The organism is Rhizobium sp. RU20A (assembly GCF_900155885.1).
Taxonomy (GTDB): domain Bacteria; phylum Pseudomonadota; class Alphaproteobacteria; order Rhizobiales; family Rhizobiaceae; genus RU20A.
On sequence record NZ_FTMB01000001.1, the window covers coordinates 581285 to 601469 of the forward strand.

The 20185-nt window shown below is 59.7% G+C and carries 18 protein-coding genes; 8 read left to right on the forward strand and 10 right to left on the reverse strand.

All coding sequences use genetic code 11. The annotated features are described in order from the left end of the window. Positions 1-142: 142 nt before the first annotated feature. Positions 143-388, forward strand: a complete 246-nt coding sequence (locus F3H41_RS02880) for a hypothetical protein (protein ID WP_244616055.1) — start codon at positions 143-145, stop codon at positions 386-388. Positions 389-880: 492 nt separating this feature from the next. Continuing rightward, complete coding sequence (locus F3H41_RS02885; protein ID WP_149737053.1) at positions 881-1216, forward strand: hypothetical protein; 336 nt, start codon at positions 881-883, stop codon at positions 1214-1216. Here F3H41_RS02885 and F3H41_RS02890 read toward each other — a convergent pair. The 3 genes from F3H41_RS02890 to F3H41_RS02900 are packed head-to-tail and all read right to left on the reverse strand — an operon-like array spanning position 1205 to position 3162. Next, complete coding sequence (locus F3H41_RS02890; RefSeq protein ID WP_149737054.1) at positions 1205-1747, reverse strand: hypothetical protein; 543 nt, start codon at positions 1745-1747, stop codon at positions 1205-1207. The two genes, F3H41_RS02885 and F3H41_RS02890, sit on opposite strands and share 12 nt — an antisense overlap. 35 nt (positions 1748-1782) lie before the next feature. Beyond that, positions 1783-2349, reverse strand: a complete 567-nt coding sequence (locus tag F3H41_RS02895) for a papain-like cysteine protease family protein (protein WP_149737055.1) — start codon at positions 2347-2349, stop codon at positions 1783-1785. Between the two features lie 3 nt (positions 2350-2352). After that, on the reverse strand, positions 2353-3162 hold the full coding sequence (locus F3H41_RS02900; RefSeq protein ID WP_188129322.1) for a metallophosphoesterase: 810 nt from the start codon (positions 3160-3162) through the stop codon (positions 2353-2355). Between the two features lie 182 nt (positions 3163-3344). On the opposite strand from F3H41_RS02900, the gene F3H41_RS02905 reads away from it, so the two are divergent. The 5 genes from F3H41_RS02905 to F3H41_RS21685 all read left to right on the forward strand — a co-directional run bounded on the left by F3H41_RS02905 (position 3345) and on the right by F3H41_RS21685 (position 7158). Then, positions 3345-4166 (forward strand): hypothetical protein, encoded by an 822-nt coding sequence (locus tag F3H41_RS02905; RefSeq protein WP_149737057.1) that lies wholly within the window; start codon positions 3345-3347, stop codon positions 4164-4166. Between the two features lie 495 nt (positions 4167-4661). Next, positions 4662-5828: a GSU2403 family nucleotidyltransferase fold protein gene (locus F3H41_RS02910; RefSeq protein ID WP_149737058.1), complete on the forward strand. Its 1167-nt coding sequence runs from the start codon at positions 4662-4664 to the stop codon at positions 5826-5828. A 322-nt stretch (positions 5829-6150) separates the two neighbouring features. After that, a complete protein-coding gene (locus F3H41_RS02915; protein ID WP_149737059.1) occupies positions 6151-6405 on the forward strand; it encodes a hypothetical protein in 255 nt (84 codons plus the stop codon). 274 nt (positions 6406-6679) lie between these two features. After that, the gene (locus tag F3H41_RS02920; protein ID WP_149737060.1) at positions 6680-7027 is read left to right on the forward strand and encodes a hypothetical protein; all 348 of its coding nucleotides are present in this window, start codon (positions 6680-6682) and stop codon (positions 7025-7027) included. Further along, positions 7027-7158, forward strand: a complete 132-nt coding sequence (locus F3H41_RS21685) for a hypothetical protein (protein WP_280177029.1) — start codon at positions 7027-7029, stop codon at positions 7156-7158. The genes F3H41_RS02920 and F3H41_RS21685 overlap by 1 nt, the downstream gene beginning before the upstream one ends. A 77-nt stretch (positions 7159-7235) precedes the next feature. Here the strand turns inward: F3H41_RS21685 and F3H41_RS02925 are convergent, their stop codons facing one another. After that, on the reverse strand, positions 7236-7955 hold the full coding sequence (locus tag F3H41_RS02925) for a hypothetical protein (protein WP_149737061.1): 720 nt from the start codon (positions 7953-7955) through the stop codon (positions 7236-7238). Between the two features lie 32 nt (positions 7956-7987). Between F3H41_RS02925 and F3H41_RS02930 the strand changes: the two genes are divergently transcribed. Beyond that, complete coding sequence (locus tag F3H41_RS02930) at positions 7988-9211, forward strand: restriction endonuclease (RefSeq protein ID WP_210246638.1); 1224 nt, start codon at positions 7988-7990, stop codon at positions 9209-9211. Between the two features lie 107 nt (positions 9212-9318). Here the strand turns inward: F3H41_RS02930 and F3H41_RS02935 are convergent, their stop codons facing one another. From F3H41_RS02935 to F3H41_RS02960, 6 genes are all read right to left on the reverse strand, one after another. Further along, positions 9319-9831 (reverse strand): Mov34/MPN/PAD-1 family protein, encoded by a 513-nt coding sequence (locus F3H41_RS02935; protein WP_149737062.1) that lies wholly within the window; start codon positions 9829-9831, stop codon positions 9319-9321. Then, on the reverse strand, positions 9824-11617 hold the full coding sequence (locus F3H41_RS02940) for a ThiF family adenylyltransferase (RefSeq protein WP_244616056.1): 1794 nt from the start codon (positions 11615-11617) through the stop codon (positions 9824-9826). Before F3H41_RS02940 ends, F3H41_RS02935 begins: the two co-directional genes overlap by 8 nt. Beyond that, positions 11614-12753 carry a hypothetical protein gene (locus tag F3H41_RS02945; protein WP_149737063.1) on the reverse strand — a complete coding sequence of 380 codons (1140 nt, stop codon included), beginning with the start codon at positions 12751-12753 and terminating at the stop codon, positions 11614-11616. Before F3H41_RS02945 ends, F3H41_RS02940 begins: the two co-directional genes overlap by 4 nt. A 2-nt stretch (positions 12754-12755) precedes the next feature. Beyond that, positions 12756-14258, reverse strand: a complete 1503-nt coding sequence (locus tag F3H41_RS02950; protein WP_149737064.1) for an SAVED domain-containing protein — start codon at positions 14256-14258, stop codon at positions 12756-12758. A 174-nt stretch (positions 14259-14432) separates the two neighbouring features. After that, positions 14433-18260: a vitamin B12-dependent ribonucleotide reductase gene (locus F3H41_RS02955; RefSeq protein ID WP_149737065.1), complete on the reverse strand. Its 3828-nt coding sequence runs from the start codon at positions 18258-18260 to the stop codon at positions 14433-14435. Positions 18261-18948: 688 nt separating this feature from the next. Next, complete coding sequence (locus F3H41_RS02960) at positions 18949-20163, reverse strand: NADP-dependent isocitrate dehydrogenase (RefSeq protein ID WP_149737066.1); 1215 nt, start codon at positions 20161-20163, stop codon at positions 18949-18951. Positions 20164-20185: the final 22 nt, after the last annotated feature.

Here is a 20185-nt window from a genome sequence, read left to right on the forward strand (position 1 = left end):
CGCACGCCTGCTCCCGTGAGACGCGAAGCACGGTTAACGACATCCCGTGTGCCTGTCGAGCGCGAACCGCGTCGGAGGCGCGACACGTTCCGCCATTGACGGCAGCGAGTTCCTGCCTAGGTCTCGCAATGGAGGAACTCACATGGAAACCGAACGTCATGATATCAGCCCGGATGCGGCGATGCTCGCGGAAGCCGTCCAACGGTGGTTCGACTTCCACGAGGTCGAACGGACCGAGCACGTCGACAGATTCGTGTGCGAGGCCGCGATCCGAATATACTGGCAAGGCTACCGAAGCGTCGACGATGTCGCGACAGTGCTCATCGCCACCTATTTCGGTCCGTTGGCGACTGCGGTGAACGCGCCTTCGTCCTCATCCGTGCACTAGACGCAAGGTCTCGAACGGCTTGTGTGGCATGGAAGGCGATGCGGACTTCATCTGGTCACATTCCATCTGTAAAGATCTACGCAGCATTGCTAGTGAGCGCTGAAATGATTTCGTTGCTCGCGATGCGATTTCGCTGATCGGCTTCCGACCACGGATGTACTGGCTGAGGTGAATGGCGAAATGAGGAAGGTCGGTGCGATTTCGCCCCGGCCTTTTTTGTTGCGCTCGGATCCCATCGCAAAGCCTTCCGTTTTAACTTCCCAACGATGGCAAGATCTTCCGTGATCATTGACATGGACAATCATCGCGCCGCCGACGCTCCGCAGTTGCTCGGACAGTTGGAGAGGCCGCACGACCGTTCGAATGACGATTCGATGACATCCCGCGCAGGATCTGTGATCAAAACCTCGTCGGTCGACGCAAGTGGCTTGCAGGTGGCTACCGAATCCGTGGACACGGTATGAGCATGAAAACGATCGACGACTCCATCCGATGAGCGACACCATAACCGCCGACCTTCTACGAGCCGCGAACAGCCTGCATAAGATCGGCAGATCGGGAATAAGTGACCTGCTCTATCGCGCCATCCGGGAAATCAGCGATCTTCGGGTGTCGGTCGGTATTCCGGGCTCAGGCACGAATCAGGACGCGATCATCAGGCTGCTTGATGTCGCCGCCCGGGCGGAGGATCAGCCCGATGGCGATGTTTCCAGCGCGCTGCTTGAAGCCGCGGACATGATCAGGAGGCTGCGGGTGATAGCGGGGAGCGGGATAGAGTTGAAGCTGAAGATCCGTGATTTCTCCGAAGAGACTGCATCAGATCAGTGAAGGGCCGTCGTCGTCGCGGTGGAAATCTCCCGGACGCAGACTTTGCAGATCTTCCAACGTGCACGATGAAGGAACGATACGTTTTCCCCGAAAGAAGGCAGGATATAGCGTTAGTTCTTGCGCCCTCATCGTGATCAAGAGCGTGAACGCGGAAGGAATATCGACGATCTCAAGCTCGTGTACTCCTGGGGTGCTTGATGCATCGGCCTGGGCGGCTTCTAGTGCTTCAAAGTATCCGAGTGCGAAGTCGCCGCGTCGGAAGGAACTGTATGATCCATCCGGCTTGCCACTGATGTCCAGCACGCCATACCCGTCCGCGTCCTGAACCAGATACTGCCATCCCATTGAATATGGAGCGGCAAGGTCGGCTTCAGAGCGTGGAATGCCTTCAAGCACTCTCCTCGGAAAGGGGCCGATATGACGATATCCGGTGCTGCTATGGTTCCGCCCTGGCATCGCGGCCAAGATCGCAATTGCCCGATCGAATTTCTCGCCGACCGATGTCGGGGCCTCACGTACCGCAATCGTCATTCCGTCTCTCCTGTCGCAAGCCCATCAAGCCGTCTTCAAGGCTTGCGGACCTGGTAGGTCTGAACCCAGCGACCGCCTACCTCAAGGTAGTCATCTCGAAGTTCGCGCCCAGGCACTGGAAACGAACAGCCAAAGCCGGGATCACCCACGAGGAAATGATCATCTCCGGCTTCATCGAACCAACCTCCATGGATCACCACAGCATGCCCTTTATTTGACGGCCACTTTATCTGGACGCAAACAGGGTTTCCCAGATCCAGTTGCCGCAAAACTTGCCGAAGACTGGCAAAGCCAGGATATGTCGAGCTCTCGCAACGCACTATGCAAAGTCCTGTAAGCATCGTGGCACCTCTATTCCACGACTCGTCGGAGACCCAAGGCGGCGGAAGACCGAGCGCGCGTCCGACGATCTCGTCCTGAGAAAGAGGGTAGTCTGGACCATAGTAGTGCGAGATGCTCGAGGCCGTCGCGGCCCAGCACCAATTGTCCCACTGCTGCAACTGCATGTCGAAGACCAGCGAAAATTGATTTGGATATCGTACTCGGTCCGGAAGACGGTAGATGCCGATGATCCAATCAAACAAGGAGTTGACGATCTTCATGCGTCAGGCATTCCTGAGGCGGCCAACGAAACGCGAATGTGCGGTATTGGCGATGCCCAGATCCAGGATGCCGCCGTTGATCACTGTCACCACACCCGCGACAGGAGCGACCGCCTGAACAACGGTCTCGCGCCCGTCCGGCATTATGTGGAGAGCCGAAAGGAGACCTCTCTCATAGGCACCAGTGTCGATGGCGATGCGCCCGTGGAAACGCTCGGCCATCATTGAGGACGTTGCAGTGTGGCCGTGAACGACGGTTTTCCCGAAGGAGCCGCGATGGCTCAGAAACGGCTCCCGGATCCACATCAGTTTGTACGGATCCTGCCGATCCATAGCCACCCCAGGCTCGAGCCCGGCATGGACGAGGATGTGTCGATCAAGTTCGACATACTTTTCGGCGCCGCGGAGGATCTCCACGTGTCCGGCATCGATCACATCGAGGATCCGGGCGGGATCGACATCTGAAAAACCCAAGCCGTAGGAGGCGAGGGTGGCTCCGCCGCCCATCTTGGCGATCCAATGCAGGATAAGAGCCTGCCTTCGAACCTGATCGGTCTCGTCCAGCATGCGAAGGATGAAGGAGTCGTGATTTCCGAGGATCAGCCGCGAACCGGGGATCTGGTTCAGTGTCGTGGAGACCAAGCTCATCGCCTGTCGGCTCTCGGGCCCGTGGTCGATCACGTCACCCAGGAAGACGATCCGGTAGGTGTATCCCATGCGAGACGCACGTGACGAGATCCCGTCGAGCAGGCCGCGAGGCAGGTCCCCCCGTCCGTGTATGTCGCCAATTGCGAAGGTGTGGATGCTGTTCACGTTGATGATATCCTCGTTCGAGGCGCTGACCTCGCACGCCGAACCTTGGCGAAACCTTTACGGTCGATCCTCGCGTGGCCGGACGGTTGACGGAAAATGAATCCATCCGGACGAATGCGCCACCTGCGTTTTGGCCTCCTTTAGTTCTTGCGAGCTATCAGAGGGGAAACAATGGAGCAGACATGAACATCAAGATGGGCGAACTCGCGCGGCACACGGACGAGAAGTTCGGAGTAACGGTTCTTCGCAGCGTGCATGGATGGTATTGGGTCGTCGCCGCACGCGATGGCGACACGACAGAGGAACTCAGGGAAGTCGTCGCCGATATCAGCAGGCGTGACGATGCCTGGTGGTACGTCGACCGCAAGCCCTGGACGGCAGTGTGGACGCTGGAGTTGCCAGACGCAGGCGCTGGCCGCTGCGCTACGGTCTCCGGCATGGTCACTCACGCGCTTTCCACCCACTTCCCCCAGAACGAACACGATGTCTTCCGCGCTCCCGAGCACGACAACAAGCTGTTTGAAATACTCACTGCCTACGAGGAGCATATCCGACATGTCGCCGAGACCAGGGAATGGCCAGCGGATGTCGTCATGTTCGACGAACCACCGGGAGGGCGGATCGAGGGCGCGCAGGAGAATGTTCCAGCCAGAGAGGGGCCGAGGCGTTGGCAGATCGACTACAACGTCGACTACCGCTGGCGGTTCGTCTCCGACACTGAATGCGGATACGACCTTCCGGAAAGGGAGATTCAGCTTTTCCAGCTCGGCGATGAGGGCGAGTGGATCGTGCGGATTTCGGAAAAGACCGTGCAGCCATGGTCGAATTTCGCCCGGGTAAGCCGTTTCCGCGACACCGTTGATCTGGGACATGGCCAGGGACTATCGTACGATCAGGCCCGCGAGATCGGAAAACTCTGGATGGATGGAACGGAGCCGGAAGCCCTCGGTCTACCCTACGAGCCGAGGCCCGAGTACCCGATACGGTCCTTTTACGAACAGTAAGTCATGCCTCGAACCCGCCGCCCGGGGATCCGCGCTGGCTGATCACCTTGAGGCATGTTCGGCTCCGGCAGTCCCGTGGCTCGGGGTGCTGCGCGAATTGAAGAGACGCGAGCACCAGATAATCAAGGTTGCACTACCTGCGGCATGCGGTATTCGATCGGGCAATTGATCGGGTACCCGCTAGCCCTCATGATGGTCTGCGGGAAGAGGCACGATTTGATGTCTTCTTCGCTGAGATTGCGCTTCCCGTCCGCAAAGTTGCGCAATAGGTAGCAACTGCCACCAGCTTGATCGAATTCCTAGTCGGGATCTTTTTACTGACGATTCTATGGAGAGTGCCGACTTTCCCCGGTCGATTCTAAGCGCTTCCTCGGCTACTGCATGCGCTCCTCGTCTCGATTGGTGCACCTTGCTACAAGTTCGGCAGACTTGTAGCAAGGTGTTGATTGGTATAACCTTGCTACAAGTTTGGCAGACTTGTAGCAAGGTGGAGCCATGAGATCGCTTTCCATTATCGATCAAACAGCGTTTTCTGAACTTGTTGAGCGGGCTCATGATGTCCAGTTGAGCGACCAGTTTCCCGTGACAGGTTCCTTCATCAAACTACGCAGGCACAACCGTGAATATTGGTATCACCGCACGCTCGAGAGAGGTGACGGCTCGGCACCTCCAAAGCTTCAGTCAAAATATGTAGGACCTGTCGACGATGTCGATGTCACCAGGCGCGTTGAAAACGCAAGCGAACTGAAAGCTGACTACGTCGCACGTCGCAAGCTGGCGAGCCAGCTCAGGCGGTCTGGCCTTCCGTCTCCGTCTGCAACGGAAGGCGAGACGATCGAGAAACTGGCTGCCAACGGCCTGTTCCGCCTTCGTGCAACCCTCGTGGGTTCGCATGCCTTCCAGGCCTACGGCGGGCTGCTGGGCATCAAGCTCGATCAGGCCACCTACCGCACCGACGACATCGATATCGCTCAGTTCTATAGTATCTCAGTCCTCGTGGAGGACTCAATGACCGACATCGGCAACCTTCTCGTAGACGTTGACAGCACGTTCAAGCCGATCTTCAACGCATTTTCTCCAAACCTGGTGGCGGGGTATCGGAACAAGGACGGCTTAAAGATCGAGGTTCTGACCCCGAACAGGGGCGATGCGGACTATGGAAGGGGCCTGTCGAAGATGCCTGCGCTCGGTAATATCGGCGCACAGGCCCTGCCATTTCTCGACTTCCTGATCTACGAACCGGTCAGATCAGTCGTCCTTCATGGTGCCGGAGTAGGGGTAGTGGTGCCTGCACCACAGCGTTTCGCGGTGCACAAGCTCATCCTCTCGACCCGCCGACAAGGCGGGATGCAGGCGGCAAGCAAGGTGTCAAAGGATCTGGCGCAGTCTGCTTCTCTGATCCGCGGGCTGGCGGAGGCGAAACAAGACTTCGAACTGGGGGCGGCATGGATGGAAGCCTGGAGGCGAGGCCCCAAATGGAGGAAGCACCTCGCGATCGGCTCTCTCCGCCTTCGGGATAGCGACTTCGGCCTTCTCGAAGATGCCGTATGTTACGCTGAAAAGATGACGGGCACTGAGCTGCGGAGCCACGGCATGGGGGATGGAAAAGAAGGTCTGATCGACTTCCGGCGGAGGATGGGAGGTGTCAGGCCCCAGACCTGATCGAGTGGGTGGGACCGGGCAGTGTGAGTCCTGACGCTGCGGCCACATCATTTGGGGTTCCGCCAGCTCAGTAATCATCTTTTCCGCCGATTACTGTCATTCCATCGATTACGGATGCCTGAACGCTCGGCGAACTTCCGAAATCCGTCCTGATGGAACTTCTGAAAGGCGAAGGTGCGACCCTGTCGGCAGAGCGAAATCGATCAAAGGTAATCGCGCCCCTCTGCACCCTCGTGTTCCGTCGCGCCGCGCTTCCGAGAGAAGAGGGTCGGGAACCTGCGACGCCTTCCGGCGTTGCGCCCGGTCACTGCAGGAGATCACGATGACCTTGAAGTATCATGTAGCAGAGCACGATGGTGGTTACGCGTATCGGCTCGGAGACGTGTGGTCGGAGCCTTACCCGGATCACGAAACAGGGGTGAAAGCCGCGAACGACGCTGCGCGGCGGCAGGAGGTGGGCGGCGAACCCGCCGAAATCTCGTACCAGCTTGCGGACGGCCAGTGGCAGACCCAGCATGTCGATGGAGGCGACCGACCGGAGACGGAAGTCATCGACGATAATCCTACGGCCGCCTGACGTTCGCCGATAGACCTTTACTCGATCACGAAGGTCGGCGACGACGGCGCTCGGCTTGTGGAAACAATCCACGAGTGGGGCTGAACTGGTCATGGTCGTTTGACACTAGCCCGGTCCGATCTCGCTGACGGGTACCGATCATTTTACTATGGGGGCAGGATTTTCTGCCAGGTTATCGCATCGTAACAAGCGCTTAGGATTGTCTGCCTAGTTCGGTTCCGTGGTGTGCTCAAGAACTCCCAGTGCACACAATACGCAATCGAAAGGTGATATCGTGCCAGTCGTATTTGAAAGAGCTTCCGGGCCAGTCCAGCCAATTACCATCGAACCATCCGAGGAGGAGACGAAGGAGGTCATCGGGATCATAAAGCAGTTCGAACGTACGCTGCTGGATCCCGAGAACCAGGATCCTCTCTCCGAGTTTTATTTCGGCGTCACCGCGGATCGGGTTGCATGGGATGATTATCCGATCGACGTGACGGGAAGTCGGGATCCGGTCGTGGCCATATTCATGGACATTCACGAAATGTCGCGGGGACGTTTCGAGGAAATCACTCCTGAGGACCTCCATGCGCTTCTATTCAGGGGCCCGAAAGCAAGACGTTGGCAAACGCGTTGGTGATGGCGCTGTTCGTCGAGCGACATCGCTTTCTACATGGCGAGGTCGACGGCGGTCACAGCGCGCTGATCCAAGACTGGCTGATCGTAGCGCGCGACGCGATCTTCGCGAACTGTAATGTGGAAGCGGAGTAGGTCGCGGCTAGAGCAGGTGGCGCGGGCGAGGCACGATCAACATGGCACGGCGGCGGGATGTGGGTGCTGTGAAGCTTCTAGTGCCTCGTTCCCGCATTTCTGAATGTCATCTCGTGCTCCGCCGCACACAGGCGGCCGATCATCGTATCCATCTCGTCCACGACTCTGAGCATCGTCGGATCCGATATCAGGGTCGGGTCGCCTACCACTCCACGTTCGCGCAGCGTCTTCGAGATCGGCTCTTCGAATGCCACCCAGGCAGCCGCCATCCGGCCAGCCGCCGCCATCTCTTCTCCATACGTGCGATCGGGCCACTCTTCCCAGCCCGTCTCGTTCGTCACAAAGGCAAGGGAGAAACCATCCCGGCCTTCCCGAGGAACCGTCGTAAAGTACACGCCATCGAGGAAGATCGAGGGCTTGTGCTTGAGCTTGAAGTCGGACTCCTCCCCGAAATGCAGGTAGAAGTGCTGCTCCGGAATGTTGAAATCCATCAGGTGGGCATCGTCCCAGTTGAACGCATCGGCTCCGTTCAGGGAATTGATGTCGAACAGCACGCTTCCTTGCTCCCGCCAGGACAGATGCACGTTATCAATGGCATTCTTGAACCTCTGCGATCTCTTGAAGTTCATATCCTTGGGGATTTCCTGGTGGACGAGCGCCGTAGCCCCGGCTTTGAACCGCGGGCTGTCCGGGCCATGCAGCATCGCCAACTCGCGCATCTGCCAGTTCACCCTGCTGCTCGCCGACTCGATGCAGGTCTGCAAAAGCGGGTAGCGGACGGGGTGATATTTTTCCATGGTGTGTCTCCTTCAATGAAGGAATGGTCGGCGTGTCCGATGCAAGGAAGAAGGCTTTACCGATGGCAGGTGGTCGATGGCGTGACGAGGAACTTGAAGGCGAGATACAGCGCGTGCGAGGAGCCATTCAGGCGTGGGCAGAACAGCACGACCTTTGGTTCGACTGCGGTTTCACGGATTACTTGAAGCACGTGGACAGCGAACCTGGCGACCCCCCGGTGGTCACCCTCCTGATCGTAGGTGGCGACCTCCACAACATGTTCGAGGGGTACTACGGCGGAGAACTTGAAAACGGCTTCTCTCGCCTCCTTGAGGATATGGGATACTGGTACGAGAACCGAGACGGTGCAACCGTAGCCATCTATCCGGAGGAGGGCGGGGCACTCTCAGCGAGGTTTCAGTCCTACTTCCACTGGCAATGGGTCTGCAGCCTGATCGAGGAGGACACGTCCGACGTTTACGAGGAGCTCTACGCTCACTTCGCGAATCGTCCGGAGGACTTGCACCGCCTTCATTGGCGGGACTTCGAAGTGCTGTTGTTTCGGATCTTCCAGAATCAAGGATTCAAGGCGGAGCTCGGACCAGGAAGCGGCGATGACGGAGTCGACCTTAGGCTGTGGCAGCGGGATCCTATTGGCGATGTCCTGACGGTCGTTCAAGCCAAGCGGTATGCTCAGGGGAACAAGGTAAATCTCACCGAGGTGGCCGCCCTGCAAGGGGTGGCCGACGCAGAGCGGGCCGACAGGGCTCTGTTCGTCACGACCTCGAGCTATCTCCCAGTCGCCAGAAGGTTCACCGCTCGCATTGAAAGGCCTCTCTTTCTTGCCGAGCGCAACGATATCGTCGCCTGGTGCGCGCAGGCGGCGAACGGGGTGGTTTTGGACAAGTCGACGCTCGTCTCCAAGGGGGCCGTGGAGAAGCTGATCTACGAGGTCGCACAGAAGCGGGACCCTCGGATCGTGCGTGCCCGCTCCGGATACAACACCACGATGAACGAATTCGCCCTAGTCGTAAAAGAGACGAAACACGCTGCGCTCCTGATGGGGCTTTCAGGAGCAACGGTGAGCCACGATGGATTTGGACAGCGCGGAACCGAGGTCCCATTGCTTGATGGATCCACGATCGGGCGCCTGACTGGTGAACTGGTATGGCGCGCAAGGCGAAACGTAAGGGATCGAGAGGTGACTTACTGGGACGGAAGGCATCTGTTCTACCCCTGGAACGGCGAGCCGATGCTCTTCGACTATGTGGATTAGAGTCGCACGGGATGTTGCGCTCGATTTGAGAAGGTCGCCGGAAACTATTATTCTTTTTCGGGATAAAGAGAGCCGTGACTCTTACGTCCGATGATGTTAGCGGCTCCTTAGGTGGCCGCGGCAGTGCTTGTTGTCTTTGAACGTTGGAGCCGCACGAGCCTCCCGCTGTCGATCACGCTGACGGATAATTCGATCGACCCGGCTGATGTACCTGCGATGATCAGGAGCGGCCTGTTACAGCGGTAGCTGCTATCGATGGAGATGGATCTCATCTCTCGGAAATCATTTCCGCTAGGTTCGGGGGATCCGTCTGGATGAGAATGCCATTCCCCTAGATAGTACTCTCCCCGCCGCCACCGATCGCGAAGCAGTTCCTTCAGCCCCCTTACGCCTCGTTGAAACCACGTCCTGCCGGAGATGGAGTCGTTCGGCCGCGCCGTCGCGCTAGTCACGAGAGCTGTGTAGCCATCATCCTGATAGCGTCCGATCAGGATGCCGCCGGTCTCGTCTCGCTTTGAATCCAGCGCCTGCCGCGCGATGATTGCAAGGGCTGGCTCAGTGAGCTTGACGACCACGCCCGCCGCCAGATGTTCGAACGTCGCGGCAATCTCCTCAATCATCGACTTTCTCCACCGTTCCGAGCGGCGACTGGCGGAAATACTCGCGTCGTCTTCCTGGCGATTCGATTGCTCTCAGAACGGCCTTCGAGCCGATCGCGCTCCACAGCCTGACATCGGCAGCGGTCGCGGGAAATACCGGGTGCCAACAACCGATTCCCTCCATCCGTGCATCTTCAAGATCCGTTGGAGGGATGTCGAATTCCAGAAAGCTCTCCTTCGCGTCAATTGTCGGGAAAGCCGTTTCCGATGCGGTGTAAACAAGCAGGCCTTCCGCGCGCCATGTCATGGCGAGACTGACGAAGACTTTTTCGCCGCCCCAGTCGAATTCCGCCATCGAATCCAGGACCGCGTCGGCACCCGTGCAGTCCACAATGACATCGAAGGATCGGATCCTGTCCGCAACCGAAATCTCTGACGGCGGAAAGCTTGAAGGCAAGCCGATGACGGTGGCATCGGGCATGATCATGTTCAGCGCGCTCGCAAGAGCGTTGGCCTTGTTGTGGCCGACAGCGTCGATACCGAGAGCATGCCGCGTCAGGTTCCCAACATCCAGGCGATCCGGATCAAGGATTCCCATGTCCGCGACACCCATGCGAACCAAGTTCTCGGCGACGGCGCTCCCAAGCGATCCAGCTCCGATGAGCAGCACGCTCCGATGGGGGAGCCTGTCGCCCGTCCCCGAGCGCGTCCTCAATTCGTCAGGCTCCCAGTTTACCGAACGGAGCCAATTAAGCGTGGCACCCGACTTAGCGCGTGCGCGGTCTATGAGCTGCCGTGCGCTTTCGAGTGGCCGAAATCCATCCTTCCGGGTCTCCCGCCCGCATAATTCGAGACCGCTCAGGGCAATCCAGTGGAAGCGCTTCGGGGCTTCGCCGAGTATCCCGGAAACAGAAAAGCCGAGAAGCAAGGTCAGAACACTGCTGTTCCTGTCGGCGCGGCGCCGGTCAGCCCCAGCATGTTCGAGGATGCTTGGCAAATCGACGCCAGCGTCAGCGAGGCATTTGGACAGCGCCGCCCACGTTCGCGGAAGTTCCCATGGAGCACGGACTGGAAGGCGGTCGAGCGCGATCCACAGCGCCGTCGCGGTCGATTCGGCCGACGACACGAAGGATCCCCACGTGACCGGAAATATCTCATTCAGACTGCGATCGCGAAAGACTTTGACCGCATACGTCTCCACGGCCCTCGGGATCTTCGCGAGGTCCGCCCATCCCCATTTCCCCATGTGCAAGGGCCAGAAGGAGAGGTCGTCCTCGGTCCCGACGAACCCGATCACCGGGAAGCTGGCCTGTCCCGGCCCGGAGGGCAACTCGAACGGTTCTCCGGGAACCACTAGCTCATTCACGGCAGCAGCGTCTATCCACAACAGGAGGCGCTCGACATACCAAACGATTTTCTCTTCGATCGCTTCAGGCTGTCCGTTCCAGGAGACCCTGCCAAAAGCGGCTGCTTGACGGTGAAGGCAGGGATTGCCCGCGCGCCACGGGATATCTGCGGGGCCACTGTCGTTGAAGCTCTGATGTTGGAAGGTCGAGGTGATGCCGCCGGACTTTGCAGGGAAGATTGTGACCGAGGAATTCGCCGCCTCGAACACAAGATACCACTCGGTCTCTTCAGGGATGGAAGCCGTCGCAGGTTCCGATAGAGATGCTCGGAACGGCAACGACCATTGGCCATCGCGCATTGATTTCCAGCTCCCGACGGAAAGAATCCTAGGGCGGTTGGCAATCTCGGCAGCGGCAGACGCAAGAATTTCAGGTACGAACGACGACGACTGTTGCCTCACGCGAATCGATCAGTCCTTCTGGGCTCGGCAGGCTGGGTTGGTTGAATGAAGAAGCGCGGTTTGCGGTCTCCGCCATTCGGCCCCGGCAGCGGGAATTTCGCTCCGAAAAGCTTCTGCCACAGCTCGCCACTCTTCTGAGCGTCATCCGATTCCAGCGCCTCGCGTGCACGATCCGCGGTCGTTGATATTGCCGTGTAGAAGGACTGGAAGTCTTCCACCGAAAGCCGCTTGAGCACGTTGTGCTCGGGAACACCATGATCGGCGAGCACCGGAACGCTTCCCAGGGCCGCGTTGTAGCGCCATGTCTCGCGCATCGTCTCCATGATCTGGACGAAGCCGGAAGCCATCGAGGCCGTGCCGTCGTTCAAGACGTGCCCGATCATGTGCTCGAGAGGATACCCTTTCGGATAGTTGGGCAAGGAAGCAACGTTCTGTTGTCGCCACCACTTCGTTGCCCTTACAAGATTGACATAGTGGCCGGTGCAAGCCCGGTTCTTCGCGGCAGTCCATTGGATCTGGGCGAGGGGATGCGTTCGCCCCCAGTCGCCAGCGTCCCGGTCCGGTAGGAATAGTGGATTCGGCCGCCACTTTCCTGACGGCTCGTCATCAAGCTGCAGCGGCTGCCGGCCGAACGGGGTGGGTTGCCAGCGCTCGTTCAGTCGCCATGTCATATCGTCTTCGAGCGTGTTGGTCGTGAGCACCGAATTCGACCGATACAAGCGCTCCATCGCCTGGCGCGAAGCGGGATCTGTCGGAAGCGCGGTGATGACCAGATCGATATCCACGTAGGACATCTCGATGCCAAAGGAGCGGCCCTGCGGCCGCCATTTGCCCGGATAGTGGCGCTCGAGGAAGGGGATGAACTTGTCCATCGCCTGCTGCGGCGTTGTCTTGTGATAGTCGATGTCGGTCACGACAACGACATCCACGTCAGGCCGCTTGTCCCCGGTCGGGCGGATCGCGGTCGAACGGCGGACACTGCCCTGAAGGAAGGTGGCGACGACGATCGGAGACAACACCTTGTCCTCGGCAAGCCGAGACCGAAGCGTGTTTGATCCTGTCCTCCAATCTTCCTTCTGCCGGTCCGTCGGTCGAATCTCGCGCAGGAACGCGTCGAATTGAGATTTCAGTTCCATACTCAGCCAATCCTGAAAGAGGGGTGGTAGCTTCCGTCCACTGCACCCTTGAAGTCGAATTCGTACAAGGTGACAGGCCCCATCGAATCCCGGTGCTGGCCCATGAAGAAGGTGAAGGCGTTCGGAGCGGAGATGAAGAAGTGCCGTCTGACCCCGAAGGCTGGCCGAAGGGACTTCAATGCAGCCGCCACCTGATCGGCGAGGTCGGCAGCATGCTCACCACCCGCCAGCGATTTCGGACTCGGGCCATTCGCGGCGACGATGTGAAGGATCCGTCCTACGCTTGGAACACTTCGCTTCAGATAATCCTGAACATCGTCGAAGGCATCCCTGGTGAGGCTCACCACGATGGCTATGTCGTCACCGTCGCCGACCGTCGTTACATTGGTGGCTGCCGGCTGCCCGGTCTTGCCGTCGTCCGACCGCCAGATCGAGGTCGCTCCTCGACCCTTCTGGTTCAGCTCCACATGTGTGGTGGTCTTGAAGCCGAGCATCGCGCCCGCGAGGAACGCGATCGACGAATGGCTGTCCAGGAAAAGCCGGATGTCCTTGTCGGTCTGGCGCACCCGGGTCAGGAAGTCCTCGATCGCCGGGCGGACATCCGTGTCCCAGTCAGCGCCCGCCTGAAGATGCCGGACATCGAACAGATGAAGGAGTGACAGCGTGTTATCCGGAGCCGCATCAAGATAGTCGGTCGGCCCGTCTCCAAAGGAGCGGATGGATATGTTCTTCCGATCCTCTGTCTGGGTCGACTTGATCCATCCCTGTTCGAGGCAAAGCTCCTCGAATGCTTCCCGGGTCAGAACGTTGCGTTCGGTGGCCTTCAGGGCCCGAGCCGCGCCGTCGAACTTGAACTCGAGGCTGTTCCCTCCGCTGGCAAGGCCCACGACCTGGAAGCGCAGATCTACGTTCTCCCGCATGTCCTGCAAAGAGTGATAGCCCTCCATGATATGGAAGGTGTCGAGAATGGCGAATAGCTCTTCGTCGGTCTCGAGATTTAGATGCGTTCTCCAGAGCGCTCGAACCTCACCCATCTCGCTCCGCTCGGTCTTGCCAACGGCGAGTTTCTCAACGTCGAGAGATTTGTCGGCGGTCTTAAGAAGCTTCGAGAGAGGATCGTCATCACGAACGCGATCCGTCGTGACCAACGTGAACGTCGACCGGGGTGGGGCCTTCTGGACAGCATCTTTGAGTCGCTGAAGAATCGAAAAAGATGTGGCACCGATAAATTCCGGCTCAATCAGATCAGTGAACCCAAAACGACCCGCTTGGTTAACATGGAACTTCACCTGGTGATGAGCCGTCTCGACCTTAAACGAACGGCGGCCAGCCTGGCCGGGGCTGTAGCGCACCACAACATCGTCGAAGCCTTTGGGGCCGTCAGCTTCATAGGAGACCTCCACGATGTAGGGCTTCTCGGGATCTCGCAGGCCTGAAGCGTGGATCCAGAAGAAGCGGGCTTGGTAATCGTGCCCGTCCCAATTTGCAATTACCGCGTCTGCCATGCCCTTTCACCTGCCGTAGTTGATTCCTGTTTTGTTCCTTGAGGCATTTCCCGGATACCGAAGTATCCGGGAAGATCAGAGTAGAGTACGAGGCGTTTCCTGAGCAGAGCCCATTTTGGGACAAACTCAATGGCCGTGGGACAAACCTATTGGCCGCCTAGATCTGCGCAGCTCTTAGCTGCACCCGCTCGTCGCACCGCAGGTGTCGCACTTCTCGCAGGTGCCGTTGCGCACCATGGTGAAGTTCTGGCATTCCGAGCACATGTTGCCGGTGTAGCCCTGGGCGATCGAGCGCATGCGCCGTTCGTTCTCGATCCGCTTGGCTTCCGCCTTGGCCGCGGCGGCTTCCGCTTCGGCCTTGTCGGAGAAGAGGGCCGTCACGGCCTGGTCGGCTTCGGTGGCGACCTCCTCGGCCATTTCCTCGGCGAACTCGACGGCGCGCTCTTCATAGTCACGCTTGAAGGACACGACTTCCGAGGTGGAGATCGCAACCGTCGTCTCCAGCTTGCGCGCGGCGGAGCCGGCGAAGGCGGAGATGTTGCTGACCGAGGAGCCCTTGGACGGCATGGCGGTGGCCGATCCCTTGGCTTCACCGAGCGAACGGTCGATCGAGGAGCGCTCGGTCTGGCCGCCCTGGATCAGCGTCGGCTTGTGGCCACGCGTCCAGCCTGTGGAAAAGGGATTGGTCTTGCCTTCCTGGATGCCCTTGCCGAGCGCGGTGTTCGAGAAATCCGACTGGTCGACATGGGCAAGGTCGTGGCGGCCGAGATAGGAGACGGCGAGTTCGCGGAACACGTAGTCGAGGATCGACGTCGCATTCTTGATCGCGTCGTTGCCCTGCACCATGCCGGCCGGCTCGAACTTGGTGAAGGTGAAGGCCTCCACGAACTCCTCGAGCGGCACGCCGTACTGCAGGCCGAGCGAGATCGCGATGGCGAAGTTGTTCATCATCGCACGGAAGGCGGCGCCTTCCTTGTGCATGTCGATGAAGATCTCGCCAAGGCGGCCGTCGCCGAATTCGCCGGTGCGCAGATAGACCTTGTGACCGCCGACAACGGCCTTCTGGGTGTAGCCCTGGCGGCGGTTCGGCAGCTTTTCGCGCTCGCGCACGACACGCTCGATGATGCGCTCGACGATCTTTTCGGTCACCGTCACGGCCTGGGCCGCGGCAGGGGCCTGCATCAGTTCCTCGACGGCATCCTCGTCCTCTTCATCCTCGACCAGCGAGGCGTTGAGCGGCTGGGACAGCTTCGAGCCGTCGCGGTAGAGCGCGTTGGCCTTCAGCGCCAGCTGCCAGGAGAGCATATAGGCGTTCTTGCAATCCTCGACGGTCGCCTCGTTCGGCATGTTGATCGTCTTGGAGATGGCGCCCGAGATGAAGGGCTGGGCCGCCGCCATCATGCGGATGTGGCTTTCGACCGAGAGGTAGCGCTTGCCGATCTTGCCGCAGGGGTTGGCGCAATCGAAGACCGGCAGATGTTCTTTCTTCAGGAACGGCGCGCCTTCGAGCGTCATCGCACCGCAGACATGGATGTTGGCGGCCTCGATCTCCTTCTTCGAGAAGCCGACATGCTCCAGGAGGTTGAAGGACATGTCGGAGAGCTGCTCGTCGGAAACCTTCAGCGTCTCCTTCAGGAAGTCGGCGCCGAGCGTCCACTGGTTGAAGACGAACTTGATGTCGAAGGCGGCCTTCAGCGCGCCGTTGACGGCTTCGATCTTCTCGTTCGTGAAGCCCTTGGCCTTCAGCGTCGACGGGTTGATGGCCGGCGCCTGGTTGAGGTTGCCGTGGCCGACCGCATAGGCGTCGATCTCGGCGATCTGGCTTTCCGAATAGCCGAGCGTGCGCAGCGCTTCCGGAACGGCCGCGTTGATGATCTTGAAGTAGCCGCCACCGGCCAGCTTCTTGAACTTGACGAGCGCGAAATCGGGCTCGATGCCGGTCGTGTCGCAGTCCATCACAAGACCGATCGTGCCGGTCGGCGCGATCACTGTCGTCTGGGCATTGCGGTAGCCGTGCTTTTCGCCAAGTTCCAGCGCCTTGTCCCAGGCGGCCGTGGCATGGGCGACGAGATCCTGATCCGGGCAATCACCATGGACGAGCGCCACCGGATTGACGGAGAGGCCCTCATAGCCGCTCGTCTGGCCGTGCGCGGCGCGGCGATGGTTGCGGATGACACGCAGCATGTTGTCACGGTTCGGCGCAAACTGCGGGAAGGGACCGAGTTCGCCGGCGATTTCCGCCGAGGTCGCATAGGCGACACCCGTCATGATCGCGGTCAGGCTGCCGGCAATGGCGCGGCCTTCGGCGCTGTCATAGGGAATGCCGGACGACATCAGGAGGCCGCCGATATTGGCATAGCCGAGGCCGAGCGTGCGGTATTCATAGGAGAGTTCGGCGATTTCCTTCGACGGGAACTGCGCCATCATGACGGAGATTTCGAGCACGATCGTCCACAGGCGCACGGCATGCTCGTAGTCGCCGATATTGACCCGCTTCGTGGCGGCATCCTTGAACTGAAGCAGGTTCAGCGAGGCAAGGTTGCAGGCGGTGTCGTCGAGGAACATGTATTCCGAGCACGGATTGGAGGCGCGGATCGGGCCGGCCGCCGGGCAGGTGTGCCAGTCGTTCATCGTCGTGTTGAAGTGCAGGCCCGGATCGGCCGATGCCCAGGCGGCATGGGCAATCGATTCCCAGAGGTCGCGGGCCTTCAGCGTCTTCATCACCTTGCCGTCCTTGCGGGCGGTGAGGTTCCAGTCGGCATCGGCTTCTACGGCGCGCAGGAAGTCATCCTTGATCGAGACGGAGTTGTTCGAGTTCTGGCCGGAGACGGTGAGGTAGGCTTCCGAATCCCAGTCCGTGTCGTAGGTCTTGAACTCGATGTCGCGGTAACCCTGCTTGGCGAACTGGATGACGCGCTTGACGTAGTTTTCCGGAACCTGATCTTTCTTGGCGGCGCGGATTTCACGCTTCAGGGCCGGGTTCTCATTGGGATCGAAGCAGGCGTCGTTGTCGGCCGTGCAGTTGACGCAGGCCTTCATGATCGCCTTCAGATGCTTGGCGACGATCTTCGAACCGGTGACGAGGGCAGCAACCTTCTGCTCCTCCTTCACCTTCCAGTTGATGTAGTCCTCGATATCGGGATGGTCGATGTCGACCACGACCATCTTGGCCGCGCGGCGCGTCGTGCCGCCAGACTTGATGGCGCCGGCCGCGCGGTCGCCGATCTTCAGGAAGGACATGAGGCCGGAGGAACGGCCGCCGCCCGAAAGCTTCTCGCCTTCGCCGCGCAGGTAGGAGAAGTTCGAACCCGTGCCCGAGCCGTACTTGAAGAGGCGCGCTTCGCGCACCCACAGGTCCATGATGCCGCCCTCATTGACGAGGTCGTCCTGAACCGACTGGATGAAGCAGGCATGCGGCTGCGGATGTTCATAGGCAGAGGCAGACTGCGTCAGCTTGCCCGTGAAGGGATCGACGTAGAAATGGCCCTGGCCGGGACCGTCAATGCCATAGGCCCAGTGCAGGCCGGTGTTGAACCACTGCGGCGAATTCGGCGCGACGCGCTGGGTGGCGAGCATGTAGGCGAGCTCGTCGCGGAAGGCGGACGCGTCCTCTTCTGAGGCGAAATAGCCGCCCTTCCAGCCCCAGTAGGTCCAGGTGCCGGCAAGACGATCGAAGACCTGACGGGCATCGCTCTCGGAGCCGGTGCGTTCGCCCTCGGGAAGGTCAGCCAGCGCGGCCTCGTCGGCAACGGAGCGCCACAGGAAGGAGGGCACGTCGTTTTCCTCGACGCGCTTCAGCGCCTTGGGGACGCCGGCCTTGCGGAAATACTTCTGGGCGAGAACGTCGGTCGCGACCTGACTGAACTGCGCGGGCACGTCGATATCGGCGGCGCGGAAGACGATGGAGCCGTCCGGATTGCGGATTTCGCTGGTGGCCTTGCGGAATTCGATCTCCGCATAGGCCGACTGGCCCGGCTTGGTAAAGCGCCGCTCGATTTTCATATGCCCTGTCCTCTCTCGTCCTGCCTGCTCTTGGGTGCAGGCAAAGAATGCCCGTTCGGCCGGAGGTCCCTCCTGGCCGCTGAAACCTGCCATGGTCGAACACGCCAACTGGCGAATTCTGTATATAGTGGCTAGGATGGTCTTGGGCGCTAAATATAGCGTTAATACGCCCTTTCAACCAGCCAGAAGACGTTTGCGCCAGACAAAAAATCGCTCGCCCACAGTTTTCCCGAAATCGGCCTTGATAACGACCGATCGGGGGTCTGCAATCGACGATTTTTCAGAAGGAAGACCAGCCTCGTGACATTCTGGTCTCGCCGCCGCCGCAACGCATCGTCATTAACGACAGGTGAACACGGATCGTCAAGGGCTGGTTCTTGTCGGATTTGTGAACGCTAGATGTAGTGGGTCCAGCCTGTGGAAAACGGGGACAGGCTGCGAAGACAGCAAAATCAGACACTTCGCTTGGCACCTTCAGAAGCCGTCTTGCGCCGTTTCGGCACGCTGTGAAAAATCGTGGGTAAAAACGGGCAGAAGAAGCGGGCCTGCGAGACTTTGCTATGGCAGCGGCGCGCCGCTTCTGGCAGCCGGACGATTCGCGCGTCAAACGCGGGGGCGCGAAACGACAAAACCCGGCGCGGGGCCGGGCTTTGCAAAGGTTTGTAGCGGTTCTGATGGAACCTCAGGATCAGGCGGCCATGGCCTTCTGGAGGTTCTCGTCGATCTTGTCGAGGAAGCCGGTGGTGGAGAGCCACGGCTGGTCCGGACCGATGAGGAGCGCGAGGTCCTTGGTCATGAAGCCTGATTCGACGGTCTCGATGCAGACCCGTTCCAGCGTCTCGGAGAACTTGGCGAGGTCCGCATTGTTGTCGAGCTTGGCGCGGTGGGCGAGGCCACGCGTCCAGGCAAAGATCGAGGCGATCGAATTGGTCGAGGTTTCCTCGCCCTTCTGGTGCTGGCGGTAGTGGCGCGTCACCGTGCCGTGCGCGGCTTCCGCTTCCACGGTCTGGCCATCCGGCGTCATCAGAACCGAGGTCATCAGGCCGAGCGAGCCGAAGCCCTGGGCCACGATGTCGGACTGTACGTCGCCGTCATAGTTCTTGCAGGCCCAGACATAGCCGCCGGACCACTTGAGCGCGGAGGCGACCATGTCGTCGATCAGGCGGTGTTCATACCAGAGCTTGGCTTCCTTGAACTTCTCGGCGAACTCGGCGTCGTAGACTTCCTGGAAGATGTCCTTGAAGCGGCCGTCATAGGCCTTGAGGATGGTGTTCTTGGTCGAGAGGTAGACCGGAACCTTGCGCTGCAGGCCGTAGTTCAGCGAGGCGCGGGCAAATTCGCGGATCGATTCGTCGAGGTTGTACATGGCCATGGCAACGCCGGCGCCCGGCGCGTCATAGACGTCATGCTCGATCGTCTGGCCGTCGTCGCCGACGAACTTGATGGTGAGCTTGCCCTTGCCGGGGAACTTGAAGTCGGTGGCACGGTACTGGTCGCCGAAGGCGTGGCGGCCGACGATGATCGGCTTGGTCCAGCCGGGAACGAGGCGCGGTACGTTCTTGCAGATGATCGGCTCGCGGAAGATGACGCCGCCGAGAATGTTGCGGATCGTGCCGTTCGGGCTCTTCCACATCTTCTTCAGCTTGAATTCCTCGACGCGGGCTTCGTCCGGCGTGATCGTGGCGCACTTGACGCCGACGCCGTGCTTCTTGATCGCGTTGGCGGCATCGATCGTCACCTGGTCGTTGGTAGCGTCGCGATGCTCGACCGAGAGGTCGTAATATTCGAGATCAACGTCGAGATAGGGGTGGATCAGCTTGTCCTTGATGAACTGCCAGATGATGCGGGTCATCTCGTCGCCGTCGAGCTCGACGACTGGATTCGCGACCTTGATCTTTGCCATGGGTGCCTCTTCGGGGTTGGTT